The organism is Nocardiopsis sp. LDBS0036 (assembly GCF_041228755.1).
Taxonomy (GTDB): Bacteria; Actinomycetota; Actinomycetes; order Streptosporangiales; family Streptosporangiaceae; genus Nocardiopsis; species Nocardiopsis dassonvillei.
The window spans coordinates 5,826,529-5,845,477 of sequence record NZ_CP141103.1 but is presented as its reverse complement, the minus strand read 5'-3'; the positions used below and the strand labels follow the sequence as shown (position 1 = coordinate 5,845,477).

General features: G+C 74.4%; 14 protein-coding genes. 7 read left to right on the top strand and 7 right to left on the bottom strand.

The genetic code is table 11. The features are described from left to right. Positions 1 to 28: 28 nt before the first annotated feature. The gene (locus UIS43_RS24880; protein ID WP_013151679.1) at positions 29 to 457 is read left to right on the top strand and encodes a hypothetical protein; all 429 of its coding nucleotides are present in this window, start codon (positions 29 to 31) and stop codon (positions 455 to 457) included. 431 nt (positions 458 to 888) lie between these two features. On the opposite strand, the gene UIS43_RS24875 is transcribed toward UIS43_RS24880, so the two are convergent. Further along, on the bottom strand, positions 889 to 3,084 hold the full coding sequence (locus UIS43_RS24875) for a cytochrome c oxidase assembly protein (RefSeq protein ID WP_358168712.1): 2,196 nt from the start codon (positions 3,082 to 3,084) through the stop codon (positions 889 to 891). A gap of 461 nt (positions 3,085 to 3,545) precedes the next feature. Here UIS43_RS24875 and UIS43_RS24870 point away from each other — a divergent pair, with 461 nt between their 5' ends. The 4 genes from UIS43_RS24870 (at position 3,546) to UIS43_RS24855 (ending at position 8,336) form a co-directional block, all read left to right on the top strand. After that, positions 3,546 to 4,763, top strand: a complete 1,218-nt coding sequence (locus tag UIS43_RS24870) for an amidohydrolase family protein (RefSeq protein WP_019606833.1) — start codon at positions 3,546 to 3,548, stop codon at positions 4,761 to 4,763. 388 nt (positions 4,764 to 5,151) lie between these two features. Beyond that, the gene (gene ald / locus UIS43_RS24865) at positions 5,152 to 6,273 is read left to right on the top strand and encodes an alanine dehydrogenase (RefSeq protein ID WP_071621540.1); all 1,122 of its coding nucleotides are present in this window, start codon (positions 5,152 to 5,154) and stop codon (positions 6,271 to 6,273) included. A 187-nt stretch (positions 6,274 to 6,460) separates the two neighbouring features. Next, positions 6,461 to 7,618, top strand: a complete 1,158-nt coding sequence (locus UIS43_RS24860) for an enolase C-terminal domain-like protein (RefSeq protein ID WP_358168709.1) — start codon at positions 6,461 to 6,463, stop codon at positions 7,616 to 7,618. A gap of 262 nt (positions 7,619 to 7,880) precedes the next feature. After that, on the top strand, positions 7,881 to 8,336 hold the full coding sequence (locus UIS43_RS24855) for a MaoC family dehydratase (RefSeq protein WP_013151674.1): 456 nt from the start codon (positions 7,881 to 7,883) through the stop codon (positions 8,334 to 8,336). A gap of 90 nt (positions 8,337 to 8,426) precedes the next feature. On the opposite strand, the gene UIS43_RS24850 is transcribed toward UIS43_RS24855, so the two are convergent. The 3 genes from UIS43_RS24850 to UIS43_RS24840 all read right to left on the bottom strand — a co-directional run bounded on the left by UIS43_RS24850 (position 8,427) and on the right by UIS43_RS24840 (position 13,211). After that, positions 8,427 to 10,082, bottom strand: coding sequence for a glycosyltransferase family 2 protein (locus tag UIS43_RS24850; RefSeq protein ID WP_013151673.1), 1,656 nt, complete (start codon positions 10,080 to 10,082; stop codon positions 8,427 to 8,429). After that, the gene (locus UIS43_RS24845) at positions 10,079 to 12,091 is read right to left on the bottom strand and encodes a glycosyltransferase family 2 protein (protein ID WP_013151672.1); all 2,013 of its coding nucleotides are present in this window, start codon (positions 12,089 to 12,091) and stop codon (positions 10,079 to 10,081) included. Before UIS43_RS24845 ends, UIS43_RS24850 begins: the two co-directional genes overlap by 4 nt. Before the next feature lie 73 nt (positions 12,092 to 12,164). Continuing rightward, positions 12,165 to 13,211 carry a class I SAM-dependent methyltransferase gene (locus tag UIS43_RS24840; protein WP_117197728.1) on the bottom strand — a complete coding sequence of 349 codons (1,047 nt, stop codon included), beginning with the start codon at positions 13,209 to 13,211 and terminating at the stop codon, positions 12,165 to 12,167. Between the two features lie 776 nt (positions 13,212 to 13,987). On the opposite strand from UIS43_RS24840, the gene UIS43_RS24835 reads away from it, so the two are divergent. After that, a complete protein-coding gene (locus tag UIS43_RS24835; protein ID WP_013151670.1) occupies positions 13,988 to 14,602 on the top strand; it encodes a superoxide dismutase in 615 nt (204 codons plus the stop codon). A 135-nt stretch (positions 14,603 to 14,737) separates the two neighbouring features. Here UIS43_RS24835 and UIS43_RS24830 read toward each other — a convergent pair whose 3' ends face one another. After that, positions 14,738 to 16,213, bottom strand: coding sequence for a PLP-dependent aminotransferase family protein (locus UIS43_RS24830; protein ID WP_013151669.1), 1,476 nt, complete (start codon positions 16,211 to 16,213; stop codon positions 14,738 to 14,740). A 119-nt stretch (positions 16,214 to 16,332) separates the two neighbouring features. On the opposite strand from UIS43_RS24830, the gene UIS43_RS24825 reads away from it, so the two are divergent. Next, entirely contained in the window at positions 16,333 to 16,818 is a 486-nt protein-coding gene (locus UIS43_RS24825; RefSeq protein WP_358168702.1) for a DUF3291 domain-containing protein, read from the top strand. Here the strand turns inward: UIS43_RS24825 and bioD are convergent. After that, positions 16,784 to 17,521 (bottom strand): dethiobiotin synthase, encoded by a 738-nt coding sequence (gene bioD / locus UIS43_RS24820; RefSeq protein WP_013151667.1) that lies wholly within the window; start codon positions 17,519 to 17,521, stop codon positions 16,784 to 16,786. The genes UIS43_RS24825 and bioD overlap by 35 nt on opposite strands. Further along, a complete protein-coding gene (locus tag UIS43_RS24815; RefSeq protein ID WP_013151666.1) occupies positions 17,518 to 18,870 on the bottom strand; it encodes an adenosylmethionine--8-amino-7-oxononanoate transaminase in 1,353 nt (450 codons plus the stop codon). The genes bioD and UIS43_RS24815 overlap by 4 nt, the downstream gene beginning before the upstream one ends. Positions 18,871 to 18,949: the final 79 nt, after the last annotated feature.

Here is an 18,949-nt window from a genome sequence, read left to right as displayed (position 1 = left end):
ATCCGGGCATCCGCGGTTCGGTGCGACAATGGCGAGCGTGAGTTCGCTGGTCAACATCGCCGTGTTCGGAGTCGTGGGCGCCATCCTGATGGCGGCCCTGCTCGGTCTGCTCCTCGTCGTCTCCGGGAGCTCGCGCGGGGCGTCGCCCCGGTCGCGGGCCGCGTTCGGGATCGCCTCCGTGGTGGTGCTGGTGGCGCTGCCGACGCTGGCCGCGGCCAACGCGCTGGCCGCCGGGTCCGGTTTCTGGGCGGGGTTCGCCGCGTCCGCCTGCGTCGCGGCCGTCGTGTCCGCGGTGAACGTGGTCATGCTGCCGATGGTGGCGCGCCGCCAGTCCTCGGGGGGCGGCCAGTCCGCGGTGTCCGCGCTGCGGCCCTCCCTGCCGCTGCTGGCCGCGGCCCTGCTGGTCTGCCTGGCCCTGGGACTGGTGGGGGCCTCCGTGGCCGCCCTGGTCGTCTGACCCCGTACTCCTGCCTCCGCGCGCCCCGCGCCCTTGCGGTGCGGGGCGCTTCGCTGCGCCGGTAGACCCGTCGGTCCGCTCCCCCGGTCCGCGGCGCCTGCGCTGCGTGAGCCCGCTGGAGCCCACGACGACGGCCCGCTCGGCGGCCATGGCCGGGGACGCGGGACCGCGGCCGCCGATCGGCAGCGGAGGCCGGGGCGGAGCAGGACGTCGAAGCCCTGTGCCCCGACGGCGCGACAGGTGCCCCGACGGCGCGACAGACCCCGACCCGGCCCCCGGGCCCGTCCGCGAGCATGTCGGCTCCGAAACGGAATCCCCTCATAGGACCGGGCCGACACCACCGTGTGCCCCGGCGCCAGGGGTCGGCGTGCTCCGGTCGGGCCCGCGACGACGGCGGGGGCGCACCGGCCGGTGCGCCCCCGCGTGCGGGTTCAGCCGCCCTTGCCGGCGGCGGGGCCGGGGTCGTCGTCCCCGGACTCGGCCGCCGGTGCGCTCCGCGCCTTCGGCTCCTCACCGGTGCGCGGCGGCGCCTCCGGGGCCGCGGTGGCCGCGGCCGGGGCCCCGCCCCGCGAGCGGCGTTCGAGCTCGGCCAGGTAGGCGTTGTAGGCGTCCATGTCGGCGTCGTCGGAGCCGCCCCGGCGGCTGTGGCGCTCCCGGCGGCGCTCCTGCTTCTCGTCGTCGCGCGACCACTGCCGCACCAGCGCGATCATGACCAGCGCGGTGGGGATCTCGCCCAGCGCCCAGGCGACGCCGCCGCCCGCGTACTGGTCGGCGGCCTGGTCCTCCAGCCACGGGATGTCGAACTGGCCGTAGTAGTCCATCGCCAGGGGTTCGGACTGCATCATGATCGTGATGCCGAAGAAGGCGTGGAACCCCATCACCACCAGCAGCAGCAGGATGCGCAGCAGGAAGGGCACCTTCCTCGGCGCCGGGTCCACGCCCACGATGATCCAGTAGAAGAGGAAGCCCACCAGCAGGAAGTGCACGCCCATGAGCAGGTGGCCCAGGTGGTCGTTCATCAGCGTGCCGAACAGCGGCGTGAAGTACAGCGCGTAGGGGCCGAACACGAACAGCGGGGCAGCGATCGCCGGGTGCGTGACCAGCTTGGAGAAACGGCTGTTCAGGAACAGGTTGAGCCACTCGCGCGGTCCCCGGTCCCCGCGCCGCGCGGCGGGCTTGAGCGCCCGCAGGGCCAGGGTGATCGGCGCGCCCAGCACCAGCAGGATCGGGGTGAGCATCGACAGCACCATGTGCTGGATCATGTGCGTCGAGAACAGCACCATGGAGTAGGTCGCGAACCCGGTGAGCTGCGTGACCACGATCGTGAGCAGCCCGGCCGCGAAGGCCGCCGTCCGCCCCACGGGCCAGGAGTCGCCCCGGCGCACCAGCCGGACCACGGCGCCCGCGTACAGCCCGCCCGCGACGACCACGATCATGATGAAGAACAGATCGGGGCGCCACAGGGTGAGCAGGGTCTGGGCGGTCATGGGCGGCGGAACGGGGAAGCCGAGGATGGCCGCGGCCGGATCCACGGTGCCCTCCAGCGGCGGGGGCGGCGCGGTGCGCCCCAGGCCGACGGACACGCCGATGACGGTGGCCATGATGAGCACCTCGGCCAGCGCCGCGCGCAGGAACAGCGGGCGCCGGAAGGCCTCGCCCGCCGGTCCCTGCGGGGCGCCCTCCAGGCGCTTGAAGACGAACTCGCGGTGCATGTAGCCGAACGCGCCCAGGACCCCGAACAGGATGACCTTGACCAGGATGATCAGGCCGTACTCGGTGGCGACGAGGTCCCCGATCGAGTACAGGCGGGCCAGCGCGCTGGCCGCGCCGCTGACGGCCACGCCGACGTAGGCCCACAGGGCCAGGCGGCTGAAGCGGTTGGCGGCCACCGACGGGTCCTGGGCGTCGCGGCGCAGCGCGTGGTAGGTCAGCGCGGCCACGCCGCCCACCCACACGCTGATGGAGATCACGTGCAGGGCCAGCCCGGTCACGGCCAGCTCGTGCGAGCCGGAGGAGGCCGAGTGGCCGGTCAGCGCGGGCGGCGTGGTGGCGGCCAGGGCCAGGACGAGCAGCCACAGGCCGCCGGTGGCGGTGGTGGCCGTGCGGCCGAACAGGGCGATGCCGGTCGTGAGCAGGACGACGAACATCAGCGCGATGCCGCCCGAGACCGATCCGGCGTAGGCTGTGACCTCGTCGACGCTGATCTGGCCGACCTTGCGGGCCAGGAACTCCGCGGCCTGGAAGTACAGGGTGAACACGGCGGCGAGGGCCCAGACCAGGCCCGCCCAGCTGGCCGCGCGCACGTAGGAGGTCGCCTGCGGGGAGAGCCTGCCCTTGTGGGAGGGCAGCAGGACCGCGGCGAGCAGCAGCAGGCCGATCGCCACGACCGCGGAGGCGTCCATGGTGACCTTGGCCAGCGGCAGGCCCCAGCGGACCGCCTCGCCGGCGTCGGGCAGCCCCGGGATGACCTCGGGGAAGGCGGCTCCGCCGAGGAGCAGGGTCAGGCTCAGGCCGGTCAGGCACAGGGCGGCGGCCGCGGCGGCGAAGAGGGGCGCCCGTCCCGTGCCCGGGGCGTCGTCATGGTGTTCCTTGAGGGGGGACTTCTGGTTCTGTGCGGGAGGAGCCACGCGCCACTCCGTCGTCGGTCTCGTTACAACTGGCTGGTCAGCGCCCTTGGCCGTGTGACCGCCTCGCCGCTGTCCGGGACTTTTCCGGCAGGGGCCGCGCACGGAGGAACACCTCGACCAAGGTTAGTCCGTCTACTACACAGTGTCGGACTTGGGCGTCCCCGTACACCCCCGCTGGCGGATCCGGGGCGCCCGCGCAGGTGGGGACGGGCCCTGCCGGGGCGGTCTGGAGGGCGGTCACGGGAGGTGGGCGGCGGCGCCCCTCGCCCGTCCGGCCGGGCGGCGGTGCCGGGGCCGGGATGTCGGATTCCCCCCTTGCGGAGGGGCTCTTCGCGATACGCTCGTATCCGGTCGAGACGACGGTTTCCCCGCCTTCGGCGTCCGGCCTCCCCTCCCGTGCCGCGGTCGCCCGCGGCGCCTCTCAGCACATCCTCCAGCGAGCGCAGCGAAGGGGACGGCGGATGACCGTGTACGACAGTGTGGTCAGGTCCACGCGCGTGGTCCTCCCCGAGGGGGTCCGGCCCGCCTCGGTCGGGGTGCGCGACGGGCGGGTCGAGGCCGTGGGCGCCCACGGCGCGCACATGCCCGCCCACGAGACGACCGACCTCGGCGACGTGGCCCTGCTGCCCGGCGCGGTGGACGTCGGCACCGGCGCGCACGTGCCCGGGCAGGACCTGTCCGAGTCCTACCGCCGGACGGGGACGGCCGCCCTTCGCGGCGGTGTGACCTGCGTGGTGGCCTCCCCCGCCCCGGCCCGGCCCGCCCTCACCTGCGCGGACGCCCTCGGGGCGCACCAGCGCGCGGCGGCCCTGTCCCCCGTACCGGTGCTCTTCCTGGGCGGGGTGGCCCCGGGCACCGGCCCGCTTGACCTGGCCGACCTCCAGGCCGCCGGGGCGGTGGCCTTCCACTGCTCGCTGTCGGACGGGGGCGCCCCGGACATCGCGGCGCTCAACGACGCCCAGCTGCGCAAGGCGATGGCCGAACTCGCGGCGCTGGACAGCGTGCTGCTGGTGCACGCCGAGGACGCGGCCGAGCTGGGGACCCCGCCGACGGCGGCGGAGCACCGGCCGCCCCGGGCGGAGCGGCGCGGGCTGGAGCGGGTGATCGCGGCGGCCCGCGCGGTGGGGACGCGCACGCACGTGGGGTCGTTCACCGCGGCCGAGTGCGCGGCGCTGCTGGCGGCGGCGGGGACGGTGGGGGTGGCGCTGACGGCGCACACCTGCCCGCACTACCTGTGCCTGCCCTCGGAGTCGCTGGGGCCGGAGTCGCCCGCGCACGCCTGTCGGCCGCCGCTGCGCTCGGACGCCAACCGCAAGGCGTTGTGGAGCGCGCTGCTGGCGCGGGACTCGGCGATCACCACCGTGGGCTCGGGGCACCTGCCCGCCCACGGCCTGTACACGCTGGAGTGGAGCCTGTCTGCGCTGTGGACGGCGGCGCACCGGCGCGGCCTGGGGCTGGCCGACCTCGCACGGTGGACGGCGCGGGCCCCGGCGGAACTGCTGGGACTGGTGGGCAAGGGCCGGATCGCGGCGGGGTTCGACGCCGACCTGGTCGCCTTCGACCCCGGCGCGCGGGTGGCGGTCCCCGCGGCGGACCCGAGCCCCTACGCGGGCCGGGAGCTGACCGGCCGGGTGCGGCGGGTGTGGATCTCGGGCCGCCCGGCGGACGGCGTCCGTTAGGACGGCGGCCGGTCGCGCGGCGGCCCGGCCCACGGCGACCCGCGGTGCGGCACCCGGACCGCACGCGTTCAGCGGGGCGGCACCCGGTGGGGCGGCGGCCCGTGGGGCGGTTCCCGGCGGGACGACACCCGCACCGACAGAGCCTTGGACCGACGGGGCACGGCGGGACGGCGTCCGGACAGCGAGCGCCCGGGGCGGCGGCTTCCAGGGCGTCGGGCCCCGGGGGATTGAGCCCGCCCGTCACGGGCAGGTACCCGTGTCCCAGACCACACATCGTCCTTACACCCTGTCAACAAGATCGCCGACAGCGATGCATGTTGGCGATAGCGCCAGGGCACCCCCGCAGTTCACAGTGGGGGTATCAACGGAGACAGCCGTAGGAGGAACCGTGCGCATCGGCGTGCCCCGCGAGATCAAGAACCACGAGTACCGGGTGGCCATCACCCCCGCCGGGGTCCACGAACTGGTCCGACGCGGCCACGAGGTGGTCGTCGAGCGCGACGCGGGCCTGGGCTCCTCCATCTCCAACGCCGAGTACGAGGCGGCGGGCGCGCGCGTCCTGGACTCCCCCGACGAGGTGTGGGCCGCCGGTGAGCTGGTCCTGAAGGTCAAGGAGCCGGTCGCGGCCGAGTACCACCGCATGCGGGAGGGGCAGACCCTCTTCACCTACCTGCACCTGGCCGCCTCGCGCGAGTGCACCGACGCCCTGCTGGAGCGGCGGGTGACCGGCATCGCCTACGAGACCGTGCAGCTGCCGGACGGCTCCCTGCCGCTGCTGGCCCCGATGTCGGAGGTCGCGGGCCGCCTGGCCCCGCAGATGGGCGCGGTGACCCTCCAGCGGCCCAGCGGCGGGCGCGGCGTGCTGATGGGCGGGGTGCCGGGCGTGCGCCCGGCACGCGTGACCGTGATCGGCGCGGGCGTCTCCGGCCTGAACGCGACGCAGATCGCGGTGGGCATGGGCGCGGAGGTGACCGTGCTGGACCTGAACGTGGACAAGCTGCGGCACGTGGACTCCCTCTACCGGGGCCGGGTCAAGACGGTGGTGTCCAACGCCTTCGAGCTGGAGCTGTCGGTGCTGGAGTCGGACATGGTGATCGGCGCGGTGCTGGTGCCGGGGGCCAGGGCGCCCAAGCTGGTGACCAACGAGCTGGTGTCGCGGATGCGGCCGGGCGCGGTGCTGGTGGACATCGCGATCGACCAGGGCGGGTGCTTCGAGGACTCGCGCCCCACCACACACGCCGACCCCACCTTCCACGTGCACGACACGGTGTTCTACTGCGTGGCGAACATGCCGGGCGCGGTGCCCAACACCTCCACGCACGCCCTCACCAAGGACACCCTGCGGTACGCGGTGGCGCTGGCGGAGAAGGGCTGGCGGCGCGCCATGAACGAGGACGAGGCGCTGGCCGGGGGCCTGAACACCTTCGACGGCGACGTGGTCTCCGCCCCGGTCGCCGAGGCGCACGGGGTCAAGCACCGTCCGCTGGACGAGGTGCTGGTCCAGGGCTAGGAGGGGGTAGGGCCCGCAGAACGCGGGCGGAGCCCGTCCGGGGTCCGCGCCGCCCGGCCGCACGGGTGGCACGGACCGCACCGTTCGGGGTGGTCGCGCAGGTCGGCCGGGGGTACGGTCGAGGGGAAAGCCCGCGCGCCCGGCTCTGCGGCCGGTCGCGGGAGGACGAGTACCGAGGTGGGACAGCGTGGCACACACCGGCTCGGCGACCGCGACCCGGATCGTCGAACTCGAGCTGATCCGGCTGCGGCCCCCGGCCGGCGGCCGAGGCCCCGGCGCCGACGGCCCCGTCCTGGTCCGGGTGGCCGACGGTGACGGCGTGAGCGGCTGGGGAGAACTGCCGGAGGCCAGCGGAGCCCAGTGGGACGCCCTGACCGGCGCCTTCGCCCCCGCCCTGCTCGGCCACTCCTGGCGGCGTCCGACCGAGGCGGGCGAGGCCTGGGCCGACCTGCCCTGGGACCCGGCCGTGGCCGGGGCCCTGGACACCGCGTGCTGGGACCTGTGGAGCCGCCAGCGCGACACCCCGCTCTCGCACGCCCTGGGCGGAGAGCGCACCGCGCTCACCGCCGGGGTGACGCTGCCCCGCCAGGTGGCCGTGGAGTCGGTGGTCACGGAGGTGAACCGCCAGGTGGGGGCGGGGTTCCGGCGGATCCGGCTGGAGATCGCCCCGGGCTGGGACGCGGACGTGGTGCGCGCGGTGCAGTCGAGCTTCCCGTTCCTGGTCCTCCAGGCGGACGCGGGCTGCCGCTACACCGAGTCCCCCGCCGACCTGGACGCGCTGCGCGTCCTGGACGGGCTCGGTCTGCTCGCGGTCGAGGACCCCTTCGCCCCGGGCGATCTGGCCGCGCACGCCCGGCTGTCCGCCGAACTGCGCACGCCGGTGGCGCTGGGCCGGTCCCTGGAGTCGGTGGACGACCTCACCGAGGCGATCCGGGCCGAGGCGGGCGGCGCGGTGAACGTGGACCCGACCCGCATGGGCGGCCTCACGGCGGCCCGCCGCGCGGTGGACCGCGCCGTGGACGCTGGCTGGCGGGTGTGGTGCGGTTCGTCGGCGGTGACGGGGATCGGCCGCGCCGCGACGGTCGCGCTGGGCTCGCTGTCGGGGGCCTCGCTGCCGGTGGAGATGCCCGGAGCCGGGAGCCGGGGCCGCGACCTGATGCTCCCGCCCGTACGCGCGCACGACGGGGTGGTGCCGGTTCCGCTGACCGAGAGCGGCCTGGGGCACACGGTGGACCGCGCGGCGGTGGCCGAGCGCACCGCCCGGGCCCTGGTCGTGGACGCCGACGGCCCGCGCGAGGCCCGCGTGGAGCGCGGGCGCGCCAACGGCGCCCGACGGCGGCGCTGACCGGAGAGTCCCGCACAACCGCAGCAACCGCAGCAACCGCAGCAACCGCAGCAACCGCAGCAACCGCAGCAACCGCAGCAACCGCAGCAACCGCAGCAACCGCAGCAACCGCAGCAACCGCAGCAACCGCAGCAACCGCAGCAACCGCAGTGGAACTCCGCCGCGCCCGGCCGGGTTCCCTCCTCCCCTAACCGAACAGCGTTAGGTAGAGTTGCGGCACCGTCCGGCCCCCGTTTCCGGACCCGACGACCGTGGAGGCGCGGTGCGCGTATTCGCCGACATCCAAGAGGTGCTCGCATCCCAGGGCGAACACCTGGGCCACACCGACTGGGTGACCATCGACCAGGACCGGATCTCCCTGTTCGCCGACGCGACGCAGGACCACCAGTGGATCCACACCGAACCCGAGAGGGCGGCCGCGGGCCCCTTCGGGGGCACCATCGCGCACGGGTTCCTCACCCTGTCGATGCTGGCCCACTTCTCCCAGTCGGTGATCTCGGTGACGAGGAAGCCGAGCATGTCCATCAACTACGGGCTCAACAAGGTGCGCTTCCTCCAGCCGGTCGTGTCCGGCTCGCGCATCCGCGACGGCGTCGAGCTCAGCTCGGTCCAGGAGACCCCCAAGGGATACCTGGTCACCACGACCCACACCGTGGAGATCGAGGGCCAGGAGCGGCCCGCCCTGGTGGCCGAGTCGCTCGGCCTGTGGGTGCCCTGAGGCCCTCCGTTCCCGCGAAGGCCCCGGGACGCCCCCGAAGTGCGGGCGCGGCCCCGGCCGGGCGGTCCTCCCGCCGGCCGGGGCCGTGTCTCAGCGCGCCAGCTTGCGCAGCGCCCTGCGGGTGAGCCCCGGGGTGAACCAGCGCAGCTTGCGCTCGGCGCGCCTGGCCCGGGCACGCATGCGCTCCACCTCGGCGAGCGCCTGGTCGAGCTTGCGCCGCAGCGTCTCGGGGTTCTCGGGCTTGGTCCGCTCCCCCTCCTCCGGGAACACGAAGTCCGTCCCGGGGACCCAGTGGGTGCCGTAGACCTCCTCCACCCGGCGGTCCAGCTCCTCGGAGGTCGCCTCGGGCCACAGGTGGCGGGCCCTGGCGTAGGCGGCGATCCGCTCCAGGCGCATGACGCCGTCACCGCGTGTGGCGCCGGGCACGGGAGAGCACAGCAGCCCGGCCTTGTTCTTGTTGGCCATGTCGACCAGCTCGACGACCGCCCGCTCCCTCAGGGCCGGACCGGCGGGCACACGCAGCTGGAAGTTGACGAGCGGGTCGTGGCCAGGCGCGTCCTCCACCAGGCGCACCCGGGGGTCGCCCCGGAAGGTCTCCCGGATCAGCCGCAGGTCGAGCCGCTCCTCGTCCAGCGGCGAGCGCCGCCCCTCGTCCAGCACGTCCCAGGGGCCGACCAGCCACAGCCGGATGTCGGGAGTGGTACCGGACAGCAGCGCGGACGCGGTGGTGTCCACGTCCTCCAGGGTGGCGCCGTCCACGTCCATCACCACGTCGACCAGCGGGACCTCCCACTGCCGGTCGGGGCGCTTGCGCCGCAGGTGGAAGTCGGGCACCCGGTTGGCCACGAAGGGGGCGCGGTAGCGGGTGCCCGCGTCGCGGCGTGTCTGCATCTGGGTGCGGCCCAGGTGCCAGCTGCTGGTGTCCAGGTCGGGGACGAACAGGGCGCCCTGCTGGGAGACCCGGTAGGCGAACTCGCTGTCGCCGCCCAGGACCAGCTCCCCGTTCAGGCCGCCCGCGGCGTCGAACAGGGTGCGGTGCAGGGAGCCGGTGGCGCCGATGAACACCTTGTAGGCCAGGCGGTCGGCGGTCCGCAGCTTGTCCTTGCCGTCGATGGTCTGCTCCACCCAGTGCGGGTCGGCGCTCTCGCGGTCGAACAGCTGGGCGGCGCGTCCCTCGCGCACCTCGGTGGCCACGTACTCGGCGGTCATGGCCTTCGGGTCGAAGTCCACGAACATCTTGTGGCCCAGGGCGACCCCGTAGTCGACCAGGTGGTGCCAGCGCATCTGCGACTCGACGTGGTCGCGGTAGACCAGCATGTCCGCGTCCAGGCGCAGGACCACCTGGCCGGAGGAGACGGCCACGCCGCTGTTGACGGCGTGCGCCGAGCCCCAGCCGCCGGGGGCCGAGGTGATCAGCCGGGTGTTCTCCGGGCGCACCGGTGGGAGCGTGAGGGGTTCGGGCGTGCCGTCGTCCACCACGATCACCTCCATCAGGTGCGCGGGGTAGCTCTGCGCGGACAGGGAGGCCAGGACGAGTTCGAGCTTTTCCTGGTGCCCGTGGGCGGGGATGACCACCGACACCGACAGGGTCGGGGTCCACTCGCCGATCGCGGGCGGCTGGAGCACGGAGTAGTCGTTGCGCCGCGCGCGGGGCTGGTCTCGGTAGTCGATCTCCGCGCGGGGCAGGATCGGCGCGGTCGCGCGGTCGCCGGAGACCGGTTCCGGAGTCATGTCAAGCGTGGTCAACGGATCTCCCCCGTGTACTCGGTGGCGGGCTGGCCGAGGGGCGAGGGCTCGCCCTCCACGATGGCGCTCGGACGCCAGCCGAACCACTGCTGGGTGTGGTTGTGCAGGAAGAAGGCCATGTCCTCGGACCAGGTGTGCCCGCCGCCGGTGCGGCGGAGCACGTACCCGAGTCCATGGGCGCGGTAGATGCGGCCGCCGCCCCGGATGACGGCGAGGAGCAGCTGGGTGTCGATGGCGCGGGGCAGCGGCCGGAAGCCGCCGATCTCCTCCATCACCACGCGGTCGGTGAGGATCGTGCCCCCGGCGATGAACCGGGTCGCCGCCTCCGACCTGCGGTTGCGCCAGACGGTCAGGTCCACCTCCTGGAGGTAGATGAAGTCCTGTCCGGTGCCCACGAGCTCGGCGCCGGAGTAGGTCCGCGCCATCAGCAGGTCGGCCAGGTGGTCGGGGCCGTACCAGTCGTCGTCGTCCCACTTGGAGATCAGGTCTCCGGAGGCGCGGTCGACGGAGTCGTTGAGCACCGAGCCGAAGATCTGGCCCGCGTCGGCCTCGTGCAGGACCAGCGGCAGCCCCGTCTCCCGGAACGCGTCGATCGCCGCGCGCACCTCGGGCAGGTCCGCCGTGAACCCGTGGAGGGTGAGGACCACCTCCAGTTCCACGTCGCGCTGCCGGGCGATCTGGGCGAGCGCGAACCCGACCATCTCGGGGCGGCGCGTGCACAGGATCACCGACACCCGGGGCTCCCTGGGCAGGGGGATCCCGGCCTCCGCCCCCAGGGCCCGCCAGCGGGAGCGCTGGCCGTGGGCGCGCAGGGCCGTGCGGCGCAGGCGGACGCTGTACTCCTCACGACGCAGCTGGTCGCGCAGGTCCTCGTCGCGGGCGCCGGTGATCAGGTCCGTGAGCGGCGCGCCCAGGCCCGAGGCCCAGGCGGGCACCTCGCCGCTGATCAGGGGCACCCCGCCGGCGGCCAGGGAGGCGACCGCGCGTACGGCGGCGCTGGGTCCGGTGTGCCCGGACCAGTCCACCCTGACCCCGCGCAGGTGGCGCAGGCGTGCCAGGTCGACGTCGGTGACCGTGCCGTCGGCGGCGACGGTGACCAGGTCCTTGCCGCCCTCCCTGACCACGGCGTGGGGGCCGTGGACGGTGAGGTCGGCCAGGTTCCCGTCCTTGACCCTGGTGAACCCGGTGGGGTTGACGGTGAGCTCGTCCACGGGCGCGACCGCGTGCGCGCTGTCCGGCACCGCCTCGTGGGCCCGGACGTGCCCGTCCGGCCCGGAGATCCGGGCCCAGGAGTCGGCGGCGGTGGTGGCGCGGTCCAGGACGGGGACGACCGGGTCGGTCCACTCGGGCCGCGCGACGTCGTCGGACACGCGCAGCGCCAGGTCCCCCACAGGGGTCACCCGGCGCAGCGGGACGGGCCCCTGTGCCTCCACGCCCCGCACGCCGGTGTCGCCCGGCCGCCACAGGGCGGCCTCGGGCCCGTTGAGGACGGCCAGCGGCGCGGTTGCCGGCCCCCGGCGCCGACCCCGGGTGCCGTGCACGACGGCGTCGACCACCTGGACGGTGTCCATCCCGTTGGGGAAGAACAGCTCGCACAGCCAGCCGTTCCTGTTGACGCGGCGGACTCGCACCTCCTGGAGCTCGCGCCACTGGCCCATGCCCGGGGAGGCCGGGATCGGGGGCTCCTGGTGGCCGGACGTGGCGACCATGGCGACCACGATGTGCACGGCTCTGGGAAGGTGCGTGGAGACGGTGAGGGCACGGTGCAGGTCGGTGGTCGTGGCGGCCACGACCGCGACCAGACCGACCTCGGGCTCCTCGTCCCGCATCCAGGCGCGCGGAAGCTCCAGGGGCCGGCCCAGGGGGTGGGCGTCCAGGTCCACCAGGATGTCGTCGGGGCGTAGCGGCAGCTCGGCCAGGACGGAGCGGGTGTCGGCACCCGCGTGGCAGAGCACGGCGGCCTCGGTGCCACGGGCGCGCAGTGCCTGCCGCAGGGCGGTGGTAATCATCGGGTGACCTCGGGTGTGTCGGTCGGGGCTCCGCGGGGAGCCCGTCAGGCGGTGCGTGGGAACGCGGCGTCCGCTAGACGCCCTTGCGGCTGAAGACGTGGGCGCCCTTCTCGGCGGCCTCCTCGACGCGCTGGAGTTCGGGGTGCTCGGCCAGCCAGCGGTCACCGATGGCGCGCTCGTCCACGCGCGCGGCGTCGTCCAGGACGATGACGGCGTCCTCGGTGCAGCGCGGCAGCAGGACGGGCAGCGCGGGGTAGCGGGCCTGGAGGCCGGTGGCCTGGGGCGGGCCGTCGACGAACACCAGGCCGACGCCCTCCAGGTCGGCGAAGACCGAGGTGTCGTACCAGCGGTCGGCGGTGGGCAGTTCCTCGCCGTTGACGGTGACCGTCGTGTTCGGGGTCTGGACCAGCGGGGCGTGCCGGACCTCGACGATGTCGTCGAGCCCGTGCGCGGCCACCAGTTCGCGGCTGAGCTCGGCGTAGCGGGCGTCGTGCTCGACGGCGACGAGTCTGCCGGTGCCCGCGCGGCGCAGGGCGTAGCCGATCCAGACGCTGGAGGCGCCGCTGCCGCACTCCACGACCAGGCCGGGGCGCAGTCGGTCGATCTGGCGGACCAGGATGCGGAGCACGTCGGGGGAGGCCGCCCAGCCGCGCAGGGGCGGCATGAACGCGGCGGTGTCGAGGTACTCGCGCAGCTCGGTCCAGGCGACCTGCTGCTCGTAGTCGTCGCGGCCCCGCGCGGTGACGGCGTTCCTGATCTCGCGGCTGACCTTGGGGAGCGTGTGGTCCTGGAGGTGGGCGACGCGTTCGCGGACGCCGTCCATGGCCAGGGCGGCCTCCAGGCGGTCGCGCCCCAGCGTCTCGGCGACGTTGCGGCTGTGGGCCTCCATCGAGGTGGACACGCTCCTGGAGAGGGCGCCCACCCTGCGGGACAGGAGCAGCGTGCCCAGCCCGAGCACGCCCACGGCACCGGCGAGCAGGCCGAGGAAGGTGAGGATGAGCACGTCCGTCCAGCCGATCAGGCCCGCGATCCCCAGGGCGGCTGGCACGCAGAGCACGGCGGCGCCGACCACCGCGCCGGTGACCAGGAGTGGACGGAGACGGCTGCGAAGCGACCGCATGGGCGGATACCTCCACGGGAGTTTCGACACGGTTCCGCCGGGCGCGGGCCGCGGGGGGACGAGAGGGGAAGGGCTGGTTTCCCGGCACTGAACTGCCGCTTCGCCCGGTGTTTCGGGCAGGTCGGCAATCCGCTCAGACGCTTTCGACCTTAGCCCTTCGAGGAAATAACGGACGCCCCCGAAGGGGAATCGAAACCTGGATTACACGCAATTCGCCTTCCGTTCACCCGCGCATCACGCGCCTCTCATGTGCGCGCATCCGGGGTTTTCCCGGAGCGCCGGCGGACCCGTCCCCGCCGCCCGCTGGCCTCCCGTGGGACCGCCCGCGCGGCGGCGCGGGGCCCGGCCGCGGGCGGCCGTGCGGCGTTTGGAGCACGACTGCCAATTCTTCCCCACCCACCTGCGAATTCGACGCGATCACGGCGGACACCGGCCGATGTTTTCCGCGGAGTCCGCCGTGATCGCGTCCGCGTCCCGGGCGATTTCACCACGAAAGCCAGGATTGGGAGCGGCCGTACCGGGCAGTGCGGGGAGGAGGCGGCGGTGGGACGCGGAGCGCGCGGACCGTCCGTGCGCGGTCCGCTCCCCGAGGGGCGGCGGCCGCGGGCACGGGGCCGGGCGCTCCGGACCGGGGTCGGCAGCCCCGGTTTATTCCCGTGCCGGAGTGTAAAGAGCCTGACATCGGGTGAGCCGCCGCCCGACTGATAGCTTGCTGCCTAGGCGATCCCATCGCTGGTGAACACGACGAACCGCGTCATTGGAAAGGTGCGTCAGAGATGTCTGCGCCGTACTCGCTTCCCGAACTGCCCTACGACTACGCGGCCCTGGAGCCGTGGATCTCCGGTCAGATCATGGAGCTGCACCACGACAAGCACCACGCGACCTACGTCGCCGGTGCCAACACGGCTCTGGAGAAGATGGCGGAGGCCCGGGAGACCGGCGACTTCGGCACCATCCCGATGCTGGAGAAGAACCTGGCCTTCAACCTGGGCGGCCACGTCAACCACTCCGTCTTCTGGAAGAACCTGTCCCCCGAGGGCGGTGACAAGCCCGAGGGCGAGCTGGGCGCGGCCATCGACGACCAGTTCGGCTCCTTCGACGCCTTCCGCGCGCACTTCACCGCCGTGGCCACCACCATCCAGGGCTCGGGCTGGGCGATCCTGGCCTGGGACGCGCTGGGTCAGCGCCTGGTCATCGAGCAGCTCTACGACCAGCAGGGCAACACCGCCCTCAGCTCCGTTCCGCTGCTGATGCTGGACATGTGGGAGCACGCCTTCTACCTCCAGTACAAGAACGTGAAGGCCGAGTACGCCAAGGCGTTCTGGAACGTGGTCAACTGGGCCGACGTCCAGGAGCGCTTCACCAACGCCCGCGGGGTCAAGATCGGCTAGTCCCGGTCCCCCGTCCGGTTCGTCGCCGGACACGGCGGAGGGCGGCACCACCCACCGGTGATGCCGCCCTCGCGCGTGTACAAGTCCACCTCGCCCGGGCCCCGTTCGCGCCGAGACCCGCCCCGCCCCGGAGGGTCAGACCACGAGGCGGACCGGATCGGCCTCCACCGGCCCGTGCCGGTCGAGTTCGCGCCAGGCCCGCGCCAGCCGCCAGACCAGCTCCTCCCGGGTGGGGGCGTCGTAGGCGAAGGGCAGCCGGAACCACTCGGCGTGGCGCTCCCCTCCGGAGGCCGACATCACCGAGCCCGGGACCAGCTCCACGTCGTGGCAGAGCGCGACCTGCACGTAGGCGCGGGCCTCCACCCCGGGCAGGCGCACCCACAGCGCCGCCCCTCCGTCGGGGCGCCGCCACTCCCAGGAGGGCAGGGCACCGCGCAGCAGCTCCTCCATGTGGTCGAGGGCCTCGCGCATCAGCTCGGAGCGCTGCCGGGACAGCTCGTCGTAGCGCTCCAGGAGGCGCACGGTCACCGCCTGGTCGAGCAGGGGGCTGGCCAGGTCGGCGAGGACCTTGCGGCGGCTCAGGCGCAGGGCCATCTCGGCGGGCGCGCGAAGCCAGCCCAGCCGGAGCCCGGCCCAGCCGACCTTGGACAGCGACTCCACGGTGATGACCTCGGCCCCGCGCGGGGCGAACGCGGCCAGCGGCGGGGGCTCGTCGGGGGCGCGCAGGCCGGTGTAGGCGTGGTCCTCCAGCACCGGAACGCCGTGACGGGCGGACAGCTCACCCAGCTCGCGGCGGCGCGCCGCGGACATCATCGTGCCGGTGGGGTTGTGGTACGAGGGCATCGTGTAGACGAGGTGGGGCGCGTGCTCGGCCACGGCGCGGCGCACGCCGTTGGCGTCCAGACCCTGTTCGTCCAGGGGCACGGGCAGGAAGCGTGCGCCCCGGTCCCCCATCAGGTCCAGGCAGCCCGCGAAGCTGGGGTCCTCCACCACGACGGGCGAGCCGTTGCGCAGGTAGAGCTGGGCGACCAGGTTGACGGCCTGGTGGGCGCCGGTGGTGACGACGATCTGGTCGGCGGTGGTGGGCAGGCCCCGGGCGGTGTAGTGGTCGGCGACGGCCCGGCGCAGCGCGGGCAGGCCGCTGGGGTGGTAGCTGCCCTCGGCCATGAGCGCGGGCAGGTCCTCGGCCACGACCCGGCGGATGGCCTCCTCCACGCCGGGGAGCGCGGGGGTGGTCAGGCAGGCGGCCGAGATGAGTCCCTCCTCGTGCTGGAAGAGGTTGCGGTACATGGGGTTGCCCGTGCCGTTGGCGGTCCAGCCGTCCGAGCGCACGGGCGCGACCCGGCTGCTGACGCGGGTGCCGCTGCCCTGCCTGCTGTCGAGGATGCCGTCCGCGCGCAGGGCGTCGTAGGCGGAGACCACGGTGGTGCGGCTCACCCGGAGGCTGGCGGCGAGGGCGCGCTCGGAGGGCAGGCGCTCACCGGGGGTGAGGCTGCCCTGGTCGACCAGCTGGCGCAGGGTGTCGGCGAGGCGCCGGTAGAGGGGCCCGCCGCCCCGGGGCCAGGCGCCGAGGAGGTCGGCGAGTTCGGCGGAACTCCGGGAAGAGTCCATTTTCCCCTCCATTGGATCTGTGGTGAGTGGTCCCCGGATTCCATACTGGCATCGCCAGAGGGGATACCACCAGAGCCGGGGTGGACCCCCGCAAGCAGTCCAGTTTCCCGGGAGCGGTCATGCCATTCCTCGCACAGCGCCGACACGACACCGTCCGCCGCACACCCCGCCGCCGTCCGAACCCCGTCGGGGAGGGCGGTTCCGCGCTCCGCGCCGGCTGGCCGGTGCTGGTGGAGGCGCGTGTCCTGCGGGGCGACCGCCGTCACCTCGGCGCGTTCGCCGCCGCCCTGCGCGAACGGGCCCGGCGGGACCCCGGCCACCTGGAGGAGGTCCACTTCCTCGACGAGGGGGAGCGCGTCCGCCTCGTCTCGCTGTGGCGCTCCCCCGGCGACCTGCGGTCCTTCGTGGAGGCGGCGCACCGGGACGTGCTGGCCTTCCGCGCTGCCAGCGGCGCCTTCCCGGAGGTGGAGCGCACGCTGTGGTGGTCGGCGGCGGGGGCCCCGGTGCCGCCGGGGGAGGCCGGGGAGCGCGCGGCGTGGCTGCGCGCGCACGGACCGGGCGCGCGGGCGTTCACCCTGTCCTCGCCGGTTCCCCCTCCGGCCTGATCCCGGCTCCGGCGCCGGCCCTCCAGACCCCGCCGAGGCGGGGCGCCAGGGAACGGCGGGCCACGTCCGCGAACGCGCGCGGGTCCAGCGCCCCGCTGCCCCGCGGCACGGCGCCCGCCAGGGGACCCGCCCCCATGGCGGACAGATCGGTGAGGTTGCAGCGCATGGCCAGGTCCGGACGGTCCGGCCAGGACCCCACCACCACCCCGGCAGGGGACAGGCCGCGGGTGCGCAGCGCCTCGGCGGTCAGTGCGGTGGCGTTCAGGGTGCCCAGGTCGGGTCGGGCCACCACCAGGACCGGCGCGGACAGCAGCACGGCGACGTCGGCCAGGGTCTGCCCCTCGGCGTTGAGCCGCACCAGCAGCCCGCCCGCCCCTTCTACCAGCACCAGGTCGTGTGTGCCCGCCAGGCGCCACACGGCCTCGGCCACCGCCTCGGCCCGCACGGGTTCGGCCCCGCTGCGGGCGGCGGCCGTGGCGGGGGCCAGCGGCTCGGGGTAGCGGACCAGTTCCGCCGTCGTCACGTCCGGGACGAGTGCGGCCACGGTGTCGGCGTCGCCGGGTTCGCCGGGCCCCACCCCGGTCTGGGCGGGTTTGAGCACGGCCACCCGCCGTCCCGCCGCGACCGCCAGCGCGGCCACCGCCGCGGTGACCACCGTCTTGCCGACCTCGGTGCAGGTCCCCGTCACCACCAGGACGCTCATCGGCGCTCCTCCCCCAGGCAGGCCCGCACCGCGGCGGCCATCCCGTCGGCGACGGCGGCCACCTCCTGCGAGGTGCACACGTAGGGCGGCATCGCGTACACGTGCTCGCGGAAGGGCCGCAGCCACACCCCCGCCTCCACCGCCGCCCGCGTGGCCTCGGCCATGCGCACCGGCGCCTCCAGCTCCACCACCCCGATCGCGCCGAGCACCCGCACCTCGCGCACGCCCGGCAGCCCCTCCAACGGAGCCAGGCCCTCGCGCAGACCCGTCCCGATCCTCGCCACGTCGCCCCTCCAGTCTCCGCCGGTCAGCAGGTCCACCGAGGCCAGCGCGGTCGCGCAGGCCAGCGGGTTGCCCATGAACGTGGGTCCGTGGGCGAGCACCGGCACCTCGCCCCCGGCGATGCCGCGGGCCACCCGCGCGGTGCACAGCGTCGCGGCGAGGGTCAGGTAGCCGCCGGTCAGCGCCTTGCCCAGGCACATGACGTCGGGGGCGACCCCGGCGTGGTCGGCGGCGAAGAGCTCGCCGGTGCGGCCGAAGCCGGTGGCGATCTCGTCGAATACGAGCAGCAGCCCGTACTCGTCGGCGATCCGCCGCAGCTCCGGCAGGTAGCCCGGGTGGTGGAAGCGCATGCCGCCCGCGCCCTGCACCACGGGTTCGACGATGATCGCGGCCAGCTCGTCGGCGTGCTCGGCCGCCAGGCGCTCGAAGGCGGCCACGTAGCCGGGGTCGGGTTCGGCGTCGAACCCGGAGGGCGGCGCGGGCGCGTGCACCTGGGCGGGCAGCACGTCGCCCCACAGGGAGTGCATGCCGCCGTCGGGGTCGCACACGCTCATCGCGTGGAAGGTGTCGCCGTGGTAGCCGCCCCGCCAGGTGAGGAATCGGCGCCGCTCGGGCCGACCGGTGGAGCGGTGGTACTGCATGCACATCTTCATGGCGACCTCCACCGCCACGGAGCCGGAGTCGGCGAGGAAGACGTGCTCCAGCGGCCGCGGAGTGATCGCCACCAGGGCCTCGGCCAGGTCCGCGGCGGGCCCGTGGGTGAGCCCGCCGAACATGACGTGGCTGAACGCGTCGGTCTGCCGCCGCACCGCGGCGTCGAGCACCGGGTGGCGGTAGCCGTGCACAGCCGACCACCAGGACGACATCGCGTCCACCACACGGCGCTCGCCCTCCTCCGACCACAGGGTCAGCGTCGCCCCCTCGGCCCCGGTGACCACGTACGGCCGCTCCGCGGCGGGAACGGTGGTGTAGGGGTGCCACAGGTGGGCGGTGTCCGCGGCGCGGATCCGGGCGGAGCGGTCCGCGGGCGCCCGGGCTCCGGGGACCGCGGGGGACGTCGGCGTCATGGGGATCCATTGTTCACCCCGCGCCCGCGCGCGCCCCCGTGCGGTCCCACCAGGAATCCGGGCGGATCTTTGTGGGCTT